At 38.4% G+C, this 17,285-nt stretch carries 12 protein-coding genes and 1 pseudogene; 10 read left to right on the top strand and 3 right to left on the bottom strand.

The window, feature by feature from the left end:
• Positions 1-2 precede the first annotated feature (2 nt).
• From recG to J2S74_RS05455, 8 genes and pseudogenes are all read left to right on the top strand, one after another.
• Positions 3-2,036, top strand: a complete 2,034-nt coding sequence (gene recG / locus J2S74_RS05490) for an ATP-dependent DNA helicase RecG (protein WP_307322837.1) — start codon at positions 3-5, stop codon at positions 2,034-2,036.
• Between the two features lie 18 nt (positions 2,037-2,054).
• Complete coding sequence (fapR, locus tag J2S74_RS05485; RefSeq protein WP_370875970.1) at positions 2,055-2,672, top strand: transcription factor FapR; 618 nt, start codon at positions 2,055-2,057, stop codon at positions 2,670-2,672.
• A 19-nt stretch (positions 2,673-2,691) separates the two neighbouring features.
• A complete protein-coding gene (gene plsX, locus J2S74_RS05480; protein ID WP_307322835.1) occupies positions 2,692-3,705 on the top strand; it encodes a phosphate acyltransferase PlsX in 1,014 nt (337 codons plus the stop codon).
• A gap of 2 nt (positions 3,706-3,707) precedes the next feature.
• Positions 3,708-4,649, top strand: a complete 942-nt coding sequence (gene fabD / locus J2S74_RS05475; RefSeq protein WP_307322832.1) for an ACP S-malonyltransferase — start codon at positions 3,708-3,710, stop codon at positions 4,647-4,649.
• A 7-nt stretch (positions 4,650-4,656) separates the two neighbouring features.
• Complete coding sequence (fabG, locus tag J2S74_RS05470; protein ID WP_307322831.1) at positions 4,657-5,394, top strand: 3-oxoacyl-[acyl-carrier-protein] reductase; 738 nt, start codon at positions 4,657-4,659, stop codon at positions 5,392-5,394.
• Between the two features lie 61 nt (positions 5,395-5,455).
• Positions 5,456-5,686 (top strand): acyl carrier protein, encoded by a 231-nt coding sequence (gene acpP / locus J2S74_RS05465; protein WP_307322829.1) that lies wholly within the window; start codon positions 5,456-5,458, stop codon positions 5,684-5,686.
• Positions 5,687-6,047: 361 nt separating this feature from the next.
• Positions 6,048-6,698, top strand: a pseudogene (rnc, locus tag J2S74_RS05460) (ribonuclease III); the annotation flags it as partial.
• Between the two features lie 352 nt (positions 6,699-7,050).
• Positions 7,051-7,932, top strand: coding sequence for a GNAT family N-acetyltransferase (locus tag J2S74_RS05455; protein ID WP_307322824.1), 882 nt, complete (start codon positions 7,051-7,053; stop codon positions 7,930-7,932).
• 145 nt (positions 7,933-8,077) lie between these two features.
• On the opposite strand, the gene J2S74_RS05450 is transcribed toward J2S74_RS05455, so the two are convergent.
• On the bottom strand, positions 8,078-10,126 hold the full coding sequence (locus J2S74_RS05450) for a peptidoglycan D,D-transpeptidase FtsI family protein (protein ID WP_307322822.1): 2,049 nt from the start codon (positions 10,124-10,126) through the stop codon (positions 8,078-8,080).
• A 257-nt stretch (positions 10,127-10,383) separates the two neighbouring features.
• On the opposite strand from J2S74_RS05450, the gene J2S74_RS05445 reads away from it, so the two are divergent.
• The gene (locus tag J2S74_RS05445; protein WP_307322820.1) at positions 10,384-10,833 is read left to right on the top strand and encodes a hypothetical protein; all 450 of its coding nucleotides are present in this window, start codon (positions 10,384-10,386) and stop codon (positions 10,831-10,833) included.
• A gap of 157 nt (positions 10,834-10,990) precedes the next feature.
• Positions 10,991-11,710 (top strand): YebC/PmpR family DNA-binding transcriptional regulator, encoded by a 720-nt coding sequence (locus J2S74_RS05440; RefSeq protein ID WP_307322818.1) that lies wholly within the window; start codon positions 10,991-10,993, stop codon positions 11,708-11,710.
• A 41-nt stretch (positions 11,711-11,751) separates the two neighbouring features.
• On the opposite strand, the gene J2S74_RS05435 is transcribed toward J2S74_RS05440, so the two are convergent.
• Together J2S74_RS05435 and J2S74_RS05430 are read right to left on the bottom strand one after the other, a co-directional pair.
• A complete protein-coding gene (locus tag J2S74_RS05435) occupies positions 11,752-12,357 on the bottom strand; it encodes a CBO0543 family protein (protein ID WP_307322816.1) in 606 nt (201 codons plus the stop codon).
• Positions 12,358-12,511: 154 nt separating this feature from the next.
• On the bottom strand, positions 12,512-17,161 hold the full coding sequence (locus J2S74_RS05430) for a right-handed parallel beta-helix repeat-containing protein (RefSeq protein WP_307322815.1): 4,650 nt from the start codon (positions 17,159-17,161) through the stop codon (positions 12,512-12,514).
• Positions 17,162-17,285 lie beyond the last annotated feature (124 nt).

Here is a 17,285-nt window from a genome sequence, read left to right as displayed (position 1 = left end):
AGATGAATCATCCAGTTTCTGAAATTCAAGGTATTGGTCCTCGTATGATGGAACAGTTAGAATCAATGGGAATTACTACTGTTCAAGACCTATTAGAGCACTTTCCATTCCGTTATGAAGACCATGCTGTACGTCCTATTATAGAAGCTCAGCATGAAGAAAGAATTACTGTGAGAGGAACGGTTCACAGTGAACCGAGCCTTGGTTTCTATGGAAGGAATAAATCTCGTTTGACCGTTCGCGTACTCGTGGACGGTCTATTAGTGCAGGCTGTCTTTTTTAATCAACCGTACTTGAAAAGGCAAATCCATTTAGGGGATGTCATTACTATCAATGGAAAACTGGACAAGCACAGGTTGATGATAAGTGGTGGCACATTAAAAACGAAGAAAGATTCTGTTCAAGAAGGTCTTGAGCCGGTGTATTCCGTCAAAGGGGAAGTAAAGATCAACACCTTAAGGAAGTTTATCCGACAAGCTATTCAACAATTTGGTAATCAAGTGGAAGAGATCTTACCTCCACAATTACTTAACACCTACCGTTTAATGGATAGAGCTGAGACAATAAAGCAATTACATTTTCCAAGTAATCCTGAAAAGCTTAAACAAGCTAAAAGAAGAATGATTTATGAGGAGTTACTCCTCTTTCAGCTAAAAATGCAGATGTTCCGGAAAATAGAGAGGGAGGCAGAAGAGGGACAACAGAAGAATTTCACTAAAGAAGCTGTTCATGAGTTTATGGAAAAACTTCCCTTTCCCCTTACAAATGCCCAAAATCGCGTCCTAAAGGAGATTCTGACTGATCTCGGTAGCGAATATCGTATGAACCGCTTATTACAGGGAGATGTGGGTTCCGGAAAAACAGTCATTGCTGGAGCTGCCCTCTATGTTAATGCAAAAGCAGGCTTTCAAGGGGCATTAATGGTTCCTACAGAAATTCTCGCTGAACAGCATAAGGAATCGTTGAAAGCTTTACTAGATCCATTTGATTTAAGGGTAGAACTCCTTTCTGGTTCTGCAAAGGTAAAAGAACGTCGTGAAATACTAGAAGGGCTAAAAATAGGAAAAATCCATGTCTTAATTGGAACTCATGCCCTTATTCAAGAGGGAGTAGATTTTCACAAACTAGGACTTGTTATTACTGATGAGCAGCATCGTTTTGGAGTGGAGCAACGCCGGATATTAAGAAAGAAAGGAGTAAGACCAGACGTCCTGTTTATGACAGCAACACCTATTCCTCGTACATTAGCCATTACTGCCTTTGGGGATATGGATGTATCGATTATTGATGAAATGCCGAAAGGAAGAAAGCCAGTTGATACCCGTTGGGCAAAACCAAATATGCTGCCGAGGATAATCGAATTTTTGGAAAAGCAATTAACAAAAGGTCATCAAGCTTACGTGATCTGTCCCCTTATTGAAGAGTCAGAAAAATTAGATGTCCAAAATGCCATTGATGTACATACTCAACTGACACAGGCATTACCACATTTTAATATCGGGCTCATGCACGGACGGTTACACGCTGATGAAAAAGAGCATGTTATGAATGAGTTTGCCGAAAATCGTGTTCATTTACTTGTTTCTACTACAGTGGTAGAGGTGGGAGTTAATGTACCGAATGCAACGGTTATGGTTATTTATGATGCTGAGAGGTTCGGTTTAGCTCAACTACATCAACTTCGGGGGCGAGTAGGGAGGGGAGAAGCACAATCTTATTGTATCCTGTTAGCCGATCCAAAGTCCGATGTGGGAAAAGAACGGATGCAAATTATGACAGATACAACGGACGGGTTTGAACTATCGGAACGAGATTTGGAATTAAGGGGCCCTGGAGACTTTTTCGGGTCAAAACAAAGTGGTCTTCCTAACTTCAAAGTAGCAGATATTGTGGAGGATTATCGTGTATTAGAAGTGGCTAGGCAGGATTCTGTTAAATTAATTCAAGCAGAAGCTTTCTGGAAAGGGGAAGCATACGAAAAGCTTAGGGAATACTTGAAAAAACAAGTAGTGCTTAATGAGGAAAAATTAGATTAACAATATTCATGGTTGAAAATGGGTGACTTCAACTATATACTACTATTAGTACCTAGTCATATTAGTGTGGATGTGATTATTGTGAAAATATCAAAAAAACAACGGCAACCGTTATTAAAAGAAAAAATCGCAGAAAATCCTTTTATAACGGATGAAGCTTTAGCAGAATTTTTTCAGGTTAGTGTCCAAACGGTTCGATTAGATCGTTTAGAGTTAAATATTCCCGAGGTGAGGGAGCGGATTAAGCACGTTGCCCGCCAGCAATATGATACAGTTAAAGCCTTACCTATTGAAGAGGTTATTGGAGAAATTATCGACTTAGAGCTAGACAAGCATGCCATATCCATCTTAGATATTCGTGAAGAGCATGTTTTCTCTAGAACTGGTATAGCCCGTGGCCATCATATTTTTGCTCAAGCTAATTCCTTAGCTGTTGCCATTATTGATGATGAGCTAGCATTAACCACAAATGCGAATGTCTCCTTCAATAGACAGGTAAAGGTTGGGGAGCGTGTTGTAGCGAAGGCTAGTGTGAAAGAAATTGGTGAAATGAGAACCACTGTGGAAGTAAGCAGCTTCGTTGATCAGGAGCTTGTATTCTACGGTGAGTTTGCCATGTATCGTCAAGAAAAATAAAATTGAGGATGGTGTAATAATGAAGTTAGCTATTGATGCGATGGGGGGAGATCATGCCCCAGAAAGTGTCATTAGGGGGTGTGAAATAGCCCTTGAGACTTATGAAGATTTAAAAGTTACTTTAGTTGGTAACGAAGCTGACATAAAAAAATACATTCAACCATCGGATAGAGTAGAAATTTTACATACAGAAGTTACGATTGAAGGAGAAGATTCTCCTGTAAAGGCCGTAAGGAGAAAAAAAGATTCGTCCATGGTATTGGCAATACAGCAAGTAAAGGAAGGAAAGGCAGATGCGGCTATTTCAGCTGGTAACACTGGTGCATTAATGACTGCGGGCCTCCTAGTTGTAGGGCGAATTAAAGGAATTGAACGTCCGGCCTTATCCCCAATGTTACCGACTCTCGGTGGAGAAGGATTCCTTCTATTGGATGTTGGGGCAAACATGGATTCTAAGGCATCTCACCTTTATCAGTATGCGGTTATGGGTGATGTATACATGAAAAAGGTTCGCAAGGTTGTCAAACCACGGATTGGGTTATTAAATGTTGGAACAGAAGCAGGAAAAGGGACGGAACTGACGAAGGAAGTATTTGAGCTTCTAGAAAACAGCTCCATGGAATTCGTTGGAAATGTGGAAGCTAGGGATTTATTAGAAGGTGTTGCCGATGTGGTTGTATGTGATGGATTCTCGGGAAATCTCGTACTGAAATCCATTGAGGGAACAGCCCTTTCCTTATTCTCAATATTGAAAAGGGAACTAACCTCTACCTTTAAAAACAAATTGGCTGCGGGAATACTGAAGCCAGCATTTAAACAAGTGAAAAAGCAAATGGATTATTCCGAATATGGGGGAGCGGGTCTTTTTGGATTGAATGCTCCTATTATTAAAGCACACGGTTCTTCAAATGACCGGGCGTTTTTCAATGCTATTCGTCAAGCAAAAACAATGCATGATGAGAATGTTGTTGCTACCATTCGTCAGGAATTAGTAAAAAATGAAAACGATACTGAACAAAAGAAGGAGTTATAAACATGGGGAAAATTGCCTTACTTTTTCCAGGACAAGGCTCACAGCAAGTGGGTATGGGAAAAGAAATCGCGGAAAAATATGAGATTAGTAAGCGTGTATTTAATGAAGCTGATACGGTACTAGGTGAAGAGCTTTCCAATTTAATTTTTGCAGGGGAAGAAGAAGATTTAAAAAGAACAGAAAATACGCAGCCGGCATTATTAACTACAAGTATTGCCATTTGGGAGATTTTAAAGGAAAAGGGTATTCACGCAGATTATGCAGCAGGGCATAGCCTAGGGGAGTATTCTGCACTTGTAGCAAGTGGTGCCATATCCTTTGCGGATGCTTGTCAAGCCGTTCGTAAACGTGGACAGTGGATGGAAGAAGCTGTACCAAAAGGAAAAGGAACGATGGCAGCTGTACTAGGAATGGAAAGGGAAGCGTTAGTGGAAGTAACGGAGACAGCTACAGCCAATGCGGGTGTAGTGGAGCCTGCTAACTTTAACTCTCCTGGGCAAATTGTTATTTCTGGAACAGTAGAAGGAGTACAAGCGGCTTCGGAATTGGCAAAGGAAAAGGGAGCCAAGCGAGTTATTCCATTGTCCGTTAGTGGTCCATTCCATTCTTCATTAATGAAGCCAGCGGCAGAAAAAATGAAAGATCATTTAGCTGAAGTGTCTATTACCACTCCGTCTATGGCGGTTGTCGCAAATGTAACAGCAGAGCCTGTTAAAGATGGTGAGGAAATTCGTGAGCTTTTATATAAGCAAATATATTCCCCAGTATTATGGGAGGACACAGTAAAAAAATTGATTGATGAAGGTGTAGAAACATTTATTGAAGTAGGTCCTGGTAAGGTATTAAGCGGTCTTGTGAAAAAGGTGTCACGCCGTGCAAAAGTACTGCCAGTTTATGATGAGGAAACATTGCAAAATACATTAGAAGCATTAAGGGAGGAGTAGACGGCGTATGAAAGGACAAAATACACTCGTTACAGGTGGTTCTAGAGGTATAGGACGGGAAATTTGTTTAACATTGGCAAAGCAAGGTGTTAACGTTGCGGTAAACTATTCTGGGAGTCAGGAAAAGGCAGAAGCAGTAGCGGAAGAATGCCGCAGTCACGGAGTAAAGGCAATGGCGATCCAAGCTAATGTCGCTGACTCAGAATCGGTAAATAGCATGGTTAAAACAGTTCTTGATGAATTTGGCTCCATTGAAATTCTTGTTAACAACGCAGGTATTACCAAAGATAATTTGATCATGCGCATGAAGGAAGAGGATTTCGATGCAGTTATCAATACAAACTTAAAAGGGGTATTCAACTGCTCTAAGGCTGTTACTCGTCCAATGATGAAGCAACGTTACGGAAGAATTATTAATATTTCCTCAGTAGTTGGTGTATTAGGGAATCCTGGACAAGCTAACTATGTGGCAAGTAAAGCTGGTGTTATTGGGTTAACAAAATCGATGGCAAGGGAACTTGCTAATCGAAACATCCTTGTAAATGCCATTGCCCCAGGCTTTATTGAAACGGATATGACAGAATCCCTTTCAGAGGAATTAGTAGAAGGAATGCTAAAACAAATTCCTCTCGGAAAATTAGGAAGCCCAGAGCAAGTAGCTGCAGTTGTAGCGTTTCTAGCAAGTAATGCATCTGCTTACATGACCGGGCAAACCCTCCATGTAGATGGCGGAATGGTAATGTAATGAAATCAAACTAGTATTTTCTAGCATAATATCCTATAATTACTGAGAGGAGGTGAACTACATGGCAGTATTAGATCGCATTGCAAAAATCGTATCAGAACGTCTTGGTGTAGACGAATCAGAAGTAAAACCTGAAGCAACTTTTAAAGATGATTTAGGTGCAGACTCCTTGGATGTAGTTGAACTAGTTATGGAACTTGAAGACGAGTTTGACTTAGAAATTTCCGACGAAGATGCTGAAAAAATCGCAACTGTAGGTGACGTTGTAGAATACATAGAACGTCAGCAATAGTTATAAAAACCCAAGCCCTTTTTAAGGGCTTGGGCTTTCAAACCTAAATTAACTCTTGTTAGGGTATGTTGATTTTTATCGGTATGGGTTTAATACCATGTTACTAGGAAGAATGAAGGCGACTTGATAGACATCAATTTGCTCCGAAAAATAGAGGAGCCGAAATAGCAAATATTAAAATGACGAAAATCAACAAATCACTTTTAACATAGGGAAAATATTAAATCTATTGAGAGAAACGATGGGGGATCTCATGCAACAATCAAGAAAGATTAGAAGGGGAATTAACAAACAACCGAAAAAGCTGCAAATGCCACCCGCCCAAAAAGAAAAATATCGTAAATTCTTATCCTCGATAAATGTAAACTTTGAAAACGAAGAATTATTTATCCAAGCCTTTACCCATTCATCATACGTGAACGAACATCGAATTCGACCTCATGATGACAACGAACGGCTTGAATTTTTAGGCGATGCAGTTTTGGAATTGGCCATCTCACAATACTTGTTTAAGAATTATGAAAACATGAGTGAAGGAGAGATGACCAAACTCAGAGCTTCCATCGTATGTGAACCATCCTTAGCGAAAATCGCTGATGAGTTGAGTTTCGGTGACTATGTATTGCTAGGAAAAGGGGAAGAAATGACAGGAGGCAGACGCCGTCCAGCATTGCTAGCGGACGTCTTTGAATCCTTCGTAGGAGCACTTTATTTAGACAGAGGAATGGAATCTGTCTACTCCTTCCTAGAAGCCTATGTATATCCAAAAATCGCCGGAGGAGCCTTCTCCGACATGATGGATTACAAAAGCCAATTACAAGAGCTAATTCAAAGAGAAGGACAAGGACACATCCAATACCGAATCGTCCAAGAAAAAGGCCCAGCCCACGCCAGAGAATTCGTCTCCGAAGTCTGGCTAGAAAACAACCAATTAGGCAAAGGCACCGGAAGATCAAAAAAAGAAGCAGAGCAAATGGCTGCCCAAAAAGCACTACAAAAACTCGATAATTAACCAATTAAAAATCGTTTCGACGACTAAGCCAGGTGCGGAGAATGCTGTGATGAATTCATTCATCTAAAGCATTCTCCGCACCTGGCTTTTTTTTGCGCGCCAGCGCAAAAAGCGGGGCGCAAGCCCCGCAGGAGCAAATTTTTGTTTCTGGACTAGGCAGGAAAGGTACGCCTTTCAGAGAGAATTTATGAAACGCGAAAGGAAGAAGAAAAGGGAAATACGCGTTTCAAAGAGCGAACCCATAATCAAATACCATAAAAATACCAACCAATAACATTTATAATAACATTAATAATGTATAATAAACAATTATGCTTCTATAATACCGATTGAATTAGGAGGTAACAAAACATTGAATAAATATATAAGAATGTTAAACACCGATGATTTGGTAAATTTCGAGGAGATGGATACAGGAATTGAGGATGATTATGTTGAACGTATTTTTCATAGACTCAGCACAGGAAATCATCGGTTGTATGGGCTATTCTTAGATAATCAGATGGTAAGTATGGGGGGATATACTATTTTTGCTGACCACTTTGCTATGTTAGGTAGATTGCGTAGTGATCGCCTGTTTAGAGGAAACAACTTTGCTACTGAACTGATATCCTACATTATAGAAGAAGCTCTCCAACTAACTAAAATTCAATGGATAGGAGCAAATACACAAATGGATAACTTACCTGCACGGCGGGTTTTGGAAAAGCTAGGTTTAATCCCTCACGAACCCTTGCATGGAGCAATTACGAAGGATACATCAGCACTTGAAACTGGATCGAAACCATGGACCCCCATTCATTCATTAGAACGAAAAAAGTTTTGGCTTAATCAAAAATATTTAAATTCTTTTTCCTTATTTCCATATGAAGTCTACTACTCTTTTCCTGCTTCTAAAAATCTTTTTCAGGAGCATGATTTAATGAATTGGTCTTTCTATGAAAACGAAGATCAAACTCGATTCCTTATTACTAAAAAGGATAGGAAGGGGGATCATTATTTACATATCGTTTATCCTTGGAGTGATATATCTTCTCAAAAGGGGTTATGGGAAACAATTTCTACTGACTTTCGACATCTAACGGAAAAATCGGAAGGAGATACTTACATATGGATGGATTTATCAGTGGAAGCAGCCAAAACCCTACCTTCAAATCACAATTTTGAACTGTCATCACCATGGGTTTTATACGAAGTAGATAGGAACATGTGGGATAAGAATGAGGATTTATAAAATAGGAAAAAGTAACCTCAAAAGTGCTTCGAAAAAGAAGCACTGTTATTAATAGCTATTATAAGGGAAACTATGTAAAAGAAATCACATAAACTTTAGATTCGACTCCCCAGTCTAATTAGACCTGGGGAGTGTTTTCTTAATATTACTCTTCCTCATTCTCTCCTTCTTCTTCATGTTCTCCATCTTCTATAGGACTCCATTCTAAAGGTCCTTGTCTTATTTCTTTTAAATGAAAGTAAACATCGAGAATCTCTGCAGCCATCGAGTTTGCTACGCCGCTTTGTTGTATACTTACTCCTGGAACAACAACGGAAATGGCCACTTCAGGATTATCGTACGGTGCATAACCCGCAAAGGTTTGGTTGTTAACATTTATGCCATTGACTCTGTCTTGTGCTGTACCTGTTTTGCCAGCAGGATTATAAGGTTTACCGGCAAAAAATCGAGTGGCAGTCCCATTTGCTCCATTTGTTACTAGCCAAAGTCCCTTTTGTACTTCTTCCAAATAATTGTCGCTTATATCAAGTTTATTTAAAACTTTAGGCTCTATTTGCTGTGATATACGACCTAATTTACTCCTTTCCGTTTCGGGTTCACGAATTTCCTTTACTACTCTTGGAGCAATACGATAACCGTTATTTGCAATTGTAGATATATACTGTGCCAATTGTAAGGGAGTATAAGTATCAAGCTGCCCGAAGGTAAGGAATAGTAATCGCCCTGGTTCACTTAACTTTCCACCGTCAATACCAATCGATTCATTAGGTAAGTCCAATCCTGTTTGAACTCCTAACCCAAATTGGGCATAATAATCTCTAAGAATATCATAACCTTTATAATAATTACCCCAATTTGTACCTGAGACCCCAGGGACATAGCCAACTAATCTCATGGCAACGTAAATCATATAAATATTGGAAGAGCGTTCTAGTGCAGATAAGTGGTTAACACTTCCAAGTGTCCTCCATGAACTTATAGGTTGAGCACCTGGTAAATTTAATGTTCGGTCTAATATCGTTTCATAAGGCTGTATTACCCCCGTATCAAACCCTGCTAAAACAGTGGCTCCCTTAATGGCAGACCCCATTTCATAAGCATGTGTAAATGTACCGATTTCTCGAACTTGGCTGTTATGGCCGGCCATGGCTAATATATCTCCAGTATGTGGCTCCATAACTACAACATATGCATCGGGCTGATCTATAAAAGAAGAAGCATAAGTTTCCATGTAAGAATCAATTATATGCTCCACATGCTGTTGAAGTTCCATATCGAATGTTAAAATTAAGTCATTCCCACGACTTCCAAGGTGTGCTTCTGGGCTTTTTAGGAAATTTCCGTGAGGGTCCATGTAATTCTCTAATCGTCCTTTACGCCCCCTCAATACCGCCTCGTACTGCGCTTCTATATATCTAGTACCTACCTGTTCATTTCTTGCATACCCATTGGCTAGATAAAAGTCAATATCATCACGATGGATAGAGCCTACAGTACCTATAACTCTTCTAAGGGTGTCACCGAATATAAAATAACGTTGAGAGTCCCGTATGATATCAACTCCAGGAAGTATTTCTAAATTTTCCATTATTAAAGCTGACTCCTCATAAGAAAGACCTATTTTTACTTTATGTGGAATATTATTATAGCCAGCATTAAATTCTCTCCAAAGTGCGAAAACTTCCTTGTCTTCATCCGAAAACCAGTCTAATTCTTCATCTGTAATTTTATTAAGTCTTTCTAAATGGGCTTGGCTATCTGTTAATCCTAATTCCCTCGCTTCTGCTAAAGATAATTTTTCGCTGTATTCTTCAGGAAAAAGAATGCTCCAATACTCCCGAAGGTCGCGATCATTGATTCTTGTAGGTTCAAGGGTAATGAATTTGTTTAACTGTCTTGCTGTTTCTAGCATTTCACTTTGAGATGTTCTCCTATTTGTATAGGTCACTGTAAATAGTCTTTCATTATCTAGCATGAGGTTACCGAACCGGTCATACATTAGTCCCCTTGGAGCTTCTGTAGGGATACTAATATTCACTGTTCTTTCAAGAACCCTTTGATACTCCTCTCCTTGAACAATTTGTACAACCCCTAACCTTAAAATTAGTGCAGAAAAAAGTATGAAGACAAGAAAGAACAAAATATTCAGACGAAAAGGAAGGTGATTACCCTTTATTATTTTTTCTTCCGCCATGCTGGTTATCCTCTCCATAACAATGTATTTTTACCTGAGCCAAAGCAAAAAATCTATTACATTATTATACTATATATTTCCACTATTCTGTTAATTCCTTCTTATTATATATATAAAAGCTATTGAATAAAAAATTTATTAAGGAAGTGTTTTCGGTGTTCTTCTCTATAATTATTTTTACTAAAAATGTTACACTATCTATGGATATGATTTATTAATTTAGAGAGTACTTAATCATGCAAAGCAAGGAGAAAAAAATGAAGAAAATCTTTTTAATCATTTCATTAGTTATTTTACTGATAATAGGAATAGTAGGAATTTGGGAGCAGTATTTAAAGTCTCCTCACCAAACTATTGCGGAAGATGCCATTGTTTTTGTTTTCGGAGATCAAATAAAAGATGATCATAATAGTTATTCAATGAAAGTTACTGCCGAAGAAAATAGGAATATTATAGAGTGGTTTAATGAGGCTTCGAATGTACGTAAAATGAATTCCGACAGCTTTCCTATGGTTACGGAGGGTATTTATATTGATTTTCCTCCAGATGGAGCACAGGAAGATCAGTCCGTGAGTGAAGTGAAAAGGGGAGAACTAATCTGGCTAACAAACTATGGAGAAGATGTTTTTGTTGCCAGAGGTGAAGGGAATTATTATTTAATAGAGCAAGCAGAGTTACATCAATTTATTGAGGAGATAAGCAGCTAATATGCGATTGAGAATTGATGTTGACCTGCAAAAGAATTGTGACAATAGACGATACCATTTGGTAAAATAATATTAGAGTTTTTTCCACAGGAAACCCCATAATTATTGGGTTTCTTGTACTTGCAGATACAAAAAGGAAAGAGAGAGTGGAAACTTTATGGGGCGTAAATGGAATAATATTAAAGAGAAAAAAGCGGCAAAGGATAAAAATACGAGCCGTATTTATGCAAAATTTGGCCGTGAATTATATGTGGCTGCAAAGCAAGGGGAACCTGATCCGGAGTTAAACGTGGCATTGAAGGTAGTTGTGGAGCGAGCAAAAACATACAATGTACCAAGACATATCATTGACCGTGCCATCGAAAAGGCAAAGGGTGGTGCTGAAGAAAATTATGATGAACTTCGCTATGAAGGATTTGGGCCAAATGGATCCATGCTAATTGTTGATACATTAACGAATAATGTTAACCGTACTGCTGCTGAAGTGCGGTCTGCCTTCAAAAAAAATGGTGGGAACATGGGAGTAAATGGTTCAGTAGATTACATGTTCGATGCCACTGCGGTTATTGGAGTAGAAGGAAAATCTGAAGAGGAAGTATTAGAAATTTTATTAGAAGCAGACGTAGATGCACGTGATATCGTCCAAGAAGATGACGCAGTAATTGTTTATGCCGAGCCAGATCAATTCCACGAAGTACAACAGGCATTTAGAAATGCAGGAATTTCAGAATTCTCCGTTGCAGAGCTAACGATGCTGGCACAAAATGATATCACCCTAACAGAAGATGCACAAGAACAGTTTGAAAAGCTTGTTGACGCATTAGAAGACTTAGAGGATGTTCAGCAAGTTTACCATAATGTTGATTTTGGGGATTAACCTTAGAAAGAGTCCATTCAAGTGTAAAAAAATGGACTCTTTTAATTATAGGGTAATGTTTTTTTATTCTTCTTTTCCATTTCTTTTACCTTAATCATTCCCCATCTAACTAGTACTCCCATAGCAATATAGATAGGAAATGAATAGATGTACTTCCAATGATATATTTCATATATCCCCAACCATACGGTAAGTGGTTCAAAAATAAAGGAAAAAATAAAAGCAGAAATTGTTGTGCCTAATAAATAAGATTTCCATTTATTAAGGAATTGATAATTGATCATATAAACGATTGGAAGATGGAATTTATGGATTTCAAGAATTGGCGGCACAATAGGGATTATTTTATAAGGATAGGACCATAATACAAGTGTAACACCTACCGTATCTAAGACGAAGGCTATTGTACCAATGAAGAGACCAACTACACTAATTTCAATAATTCTTTTTTTATCTAAGACAATAAGCCAGATAATAAAAAAGATTATTGTAGAAACTAAAAGGAACCACCAATTGAAAGAAAATAAGCTTTCCCTAAGCCAATATTCAAACAACATGTCCCTCATGAGGGTACGTAATTCAATTATTTCATCCCAATTGATAGTTAATACTGATACAACTGTTAGTAAGTCCAATAAAGAAGGCATTAAATAATTTCCCCTATATTATTATAAAACGTCTACTTATTTTTAACTATTTTCCAAGAATTATTACGAAATCCACATAGGAAACGAAATAGAGAAAGAAGGCATACTAAAAAGACAGGCACTCCAATGGAGTACCTGTCTTATTATGATTTTCTTATGGTAAAGGGTGTGGATTCCTTGGAAGGAGCTCATCCATTAGTCTTCTTTTTTCATCCTTATCTTTGTTGCCTTGTCTATTTAATTCACGCATAATGTGACCAATACCGTTTCCTGGATGAGTGTCCTTCTCATATTGTTCCATAAATTCGAAATACACATCCCATACACCTAGCCAGTCGATGTTTCCGTCTGTATCTCTTTTAAATTCTGTAATCTTTCCGATTGCATCGATGAGATCCGATGGCAATCCTTCTCCTGATGCATTTAACGTTTGTGATCCATCATATAAGAAGTTTTTATCAGATTTTAACTCAGCTGGATATCTGTCTCTTCCATTTCCTTCTTCAGTATGGAAAGAAATAAACCCATCGATAGTAAAATCAGGTGTGATATTAGAATAGGTTGTGAAATCTAAATTTCCTTCAAGGTTATTAAAGGAAATATTATTTTCAGCGATAACTCCTGGATTACTGTTGCTGGAGAAGCCAACTTTTCCATTGCCCCATGCAATACTGTTTCTGATAACATGTGGTACATGAATTCCTTCTCCACCAAGTTTAAAGCCATTCTTGTCACCGCCACCAACCGTTCCATCGGTTAGTGTACCATTATTAAAGGCAAGGCTATCCTCGATTACAACAGTTCCAATTGCCCCTGTACCAACTTTGGCATACAAATCAAAACCGTCATCTACGTTGTTATGAGCAATTGTACCTCTTAGGACATTCCCTTCTCCAACAGTAAGCTTAATGGCGAAACCATCGGCATTGTTTTCTGCAGGATCCCGGTTATCAAAGGCTACACTGTTTAAAATAAGGTTATTGGATGGCCAATCCTCGAAATTATCTAATGTTGTGTCAATACGACTAATTTGCAGACCGGAATCACCATTTTCATAGAAACGGGAATTCTCAATAATGTTATGGTGTCCGCCGATGTGGTAACCTTTTCTATTTCCTCCTGCACGGGTAAAGTCCAATCCTTTTACATGCCAGTAGTTTCCTTCATGGAGCATTCCATCATGTCTTCTGTCGAAATCAAATACAGGACGCTCGCCAGGTGCTGCAACAAGGTACTTCATAGCATCTGGTGTACCATCGTTATACCTTCTAATACGAAGTGGTGCATCACGTAAATATGTGCCGCCACCAACAATAATTTTTTGACCTGGCAATACAAAATCAATAGCTGTATCAATATCTAATGGATCATCAATAGACCCTGTACCAGCACTCGTACCGTTTACGGTTACATAAATATCCCCATCTTCTTGGAAAATTTTGTTTGTGACGGTAAAGTTACGGATGATACGATCATAGGATGTCAAATACTGCGTATCGTCTGGTAAAAACGAAATACTAAAGTTTGTATTACTATTTGCATTAAGGTTGGTAGGTAAGGAGAAAACTTCCCCTTGTTCTATTCGTTGATGTCGGGCAATAAATTCTGTACCTTGTCTAACGGAAACAGTTCCATCAGCATTGGCTCTCATTTTTAAGTCATAGTTTTCTAAAGGTGTTTTCTCTAATGACAAAATTTCTAAATTTGGAGTAATCGGTTCTGCAGGTGGTTCCACTCTTGGTGCATCCGTTTTGGCTGCAGAAACAGTAAGTTCTATATTGCTTACTTCAATTGTTGCTTCCCTGGCAACGTAAAAGCCAACATACATTTTGTCGTCTTGAACATTTAAAATCTCTGGTTCGAAGATAATGTCTTCATGAATTCCACTTCCATCATCCAGTTTTCCAGTAAATCCACTGTTTGTTTTCGCAAGAGTGAGTCGGTAAGTCTGGTTAGGATACGTATTATCGATGGAAGGTCTTTCTTGTTTCAGCATTTTCTTTTGAATACCTTCACTACCTTCACCATCTGGAGCTAACACCCCTGTTCTTACAAAAAGCTGGGTTCCATTAAGTTCCCGTGTACCGCCGGCAAATCCTCCAACTGCTGCAATATTACTGGAAAATACTCCGGAATCTCCATGTGTTCCAATAGCATCTCTTGCCATAATACCGAAGGACTCTTGACCATCATGAGGTGTTTTGGCATAATGCTCTACTTTAATATCAGCGGACAACTCAAAGTTATCTTCGTTTGCATCAAGAACAGTGTAGTAGAACACGATACCGTCATGATCCCCTGTAATTTTTCCAGCATTATGGGCTGCAAATGCTTCTAATCTGATGGCACCGTCATCTGTTATGCTCCAGTCATTTCTGTTTTCTGAAGTAGATTGACCGAACATTATAAAATCAAAATCATATTCCTTAGCTTCTCGAACTGTAACCTGATAGGAAATTGCTTCAATATCCGTAGTACCAGGTACAATCTGGATGTTATAGATTCCTTCTTGTGTATTATCAAATGCATCAGATTTTACTGTATAATTGTCTGCTACAAATACTTCTTTATCCCCGTTATCATAAACCTTAGATACTTCTAGACCGATAGAATTAAAGTCTTCTCCAATAAGGAAAGTTGTTTGAGGGTAGCTAGTTACCTCAAGAGTTTGTAATTCCCTTTCCTTTACATTGAGTTTTAATACTACTTCTTTTCCTTTATGGGAAATGACTACTTCTTTATCCCCAGGAGTAGAAGTATCGAGATCAGAAACTTCATATTCATTAGCAGTTAGCCTGACTTCTGACCCATCACCATATACGGCATAAACAACCATTCCTGAAAGATCAAGCTCATCACCAATGAAATACTGCATTTTAGCAGGGTTTGTTCTTATTTCTAATTCCGTAATTTCCGTATCTGCTACCATTACATCAAAGGAAGTGGTTACCTCAGGAGAGTTAGTAGAGATTATTGTAACTGTTTTTGTACCTGGGCTAGTGAATACATAAGATTCATCTACATCTTCACCTGAAATAGAAAAATGAAATTGATCCCTTGATAAGGTTTCGTATGCGTATCCATCATTATACTCTCCAACAACCTCTAAGCCTTCTGGATCAAATCTGTCTCCCATGAAATACTCCGTTTTAGCAGGTAGATATTGTATTTCTAAGTCGGTAATAGTTAAATCAACGATTTCAAGATCAACGGTAGCTGTAGCTCCACCAAAATTGATGGTTATCGTATTTGTACCTACTTGTGTACTGTTAAAACCCGTAACGATATAGTCATTTTCAGAGAGTACAGAAGTTCCACCATCCGAAAATACCGCAGTAACAACTAAGCCACTTAAATCAAGGCTCTCGCCAACTAAATACTCCGTTTTCATATTGCTAGAATCCACTTGTAATTCTGCTACCGTTCTTGCATCCACATTAATACTAAAATCACTGAAAGTTACCTCGGCATCACGGGCTACATAGAAGCCTGCAAAAACATTATCTGTGAATAGTCCGTCAGCTTCGATCGTTTCACTGAAACCATTAGCTGTAACAACATATGTGTTTCCAGATTTTCTAATTGTTAAATCATATACTTCATTTGCAGCTGGGAAATTAAGCTCTGCAAATGGAGAAAGTCTTTGGAGTGTACCTGTACCAGGTTGCCCATTTTCCGTACCCGTTTTATAAAACCCTTTTATGCCAGCAATACTGTCATTAGCAATATCAAGAGCACCTAATGCAACGAAATTAGACGTTTGCGTACTTGTATCTCCATGCTCTCCGATTTCATCCCTTAACATTAACCCAAATGATTTTTGATTTGGAGTACTTATACTACTATCACTGTTAAAGCTTCTTACGGTTGCCGTTGTGTTAATTTCAAAATTTGCATCAGCAGGAACTTCTTTAAAATAATAAGATATCCCTTCGTCTGCATTAGCGATCTTCCCACCGCTCGCAAAAAGTGTCACTGAACCATCTTCATGTAAAGTAGGATCAGGATTTCTAGGAGGGTCATTTGTAATATTTACATTACCGCCAAATGCACTGAAATCCCAGTCTCCTAATTCCACTTCACCTTCAATGCTAAGGTTTACATCACTATACGTTACAGTAACATTTCTAGCAGCAAAAAGTCCGGCATAATTAATTTCCCCAGTGTAATCTTCTATTCTATGTTCTTCGTCACCAATTTTAAGGATATAGATATTTCCAGATTTCTGAAGGCTAATCTCATATTCCTGACCCGCTGCAGGATCTATCGTACTTTCGAAAACCCAATCGTTCTTCTGAACACTTGAATCTTCGTACTTATAGAAGCCTTTCATAACTTGATCAAGGGCACCCACAGCTACATAATCACCAGTAAAATCAGGATCCCTTTCATTTTCTAAAACATTACCACGCAGCATAATCCCAAACCCAACTTGGTTATTTGCAGTCCAAGAATCTACGTGGGCAGTTGCTGTAAGGGTATAGTTGGCGTTTGGATCAACCTCTTTAAAATAATAGGCTAATCCTTCGTCACTACTTGCAATTTTCCCACGATTATTAGAAACTCGCATTGTCACTGTATCATCATCGTTTTCCGTAATTTGAAAGTTTTCATATGTAATATCGTTTGTACCGATATCACCCATGATGCTTCCGCGCCAATCACTGGAAATACTAATCATTTCATTTTCTTCGGCATCATCATCAGGTTGACCTTCTCCTTCAGCAAATACCATTAAATTGAAATTAGAGAATAATAGTAGGAATGACATAAGCAATGCAATATGTTTTCTTCTTTTTCTCATCAAATCCCTCCCTGTGCAGTTTGGTTTATTTGTGCGAAATGATTGGTATAAACTATAAACCCTCCTTTCAAGCATAATTATATTGTCTCTCGAAAAAATTCGAGTTGAGACCTTTAAAATTAGG

This window comes from Evansella vedderi (assembly GCF_030813435.1).
Lineage (GTDB): Bacteria > Bacillota > Bacilli > Bacillales > Salisediminibacteriaceae > Evansella > Evansella vedderi.
The sequence above is the reverse complement of the archived record's forward strand: the minus strand, read 5'-3'. Positions and strand labels throughout refer to the sequence as shown.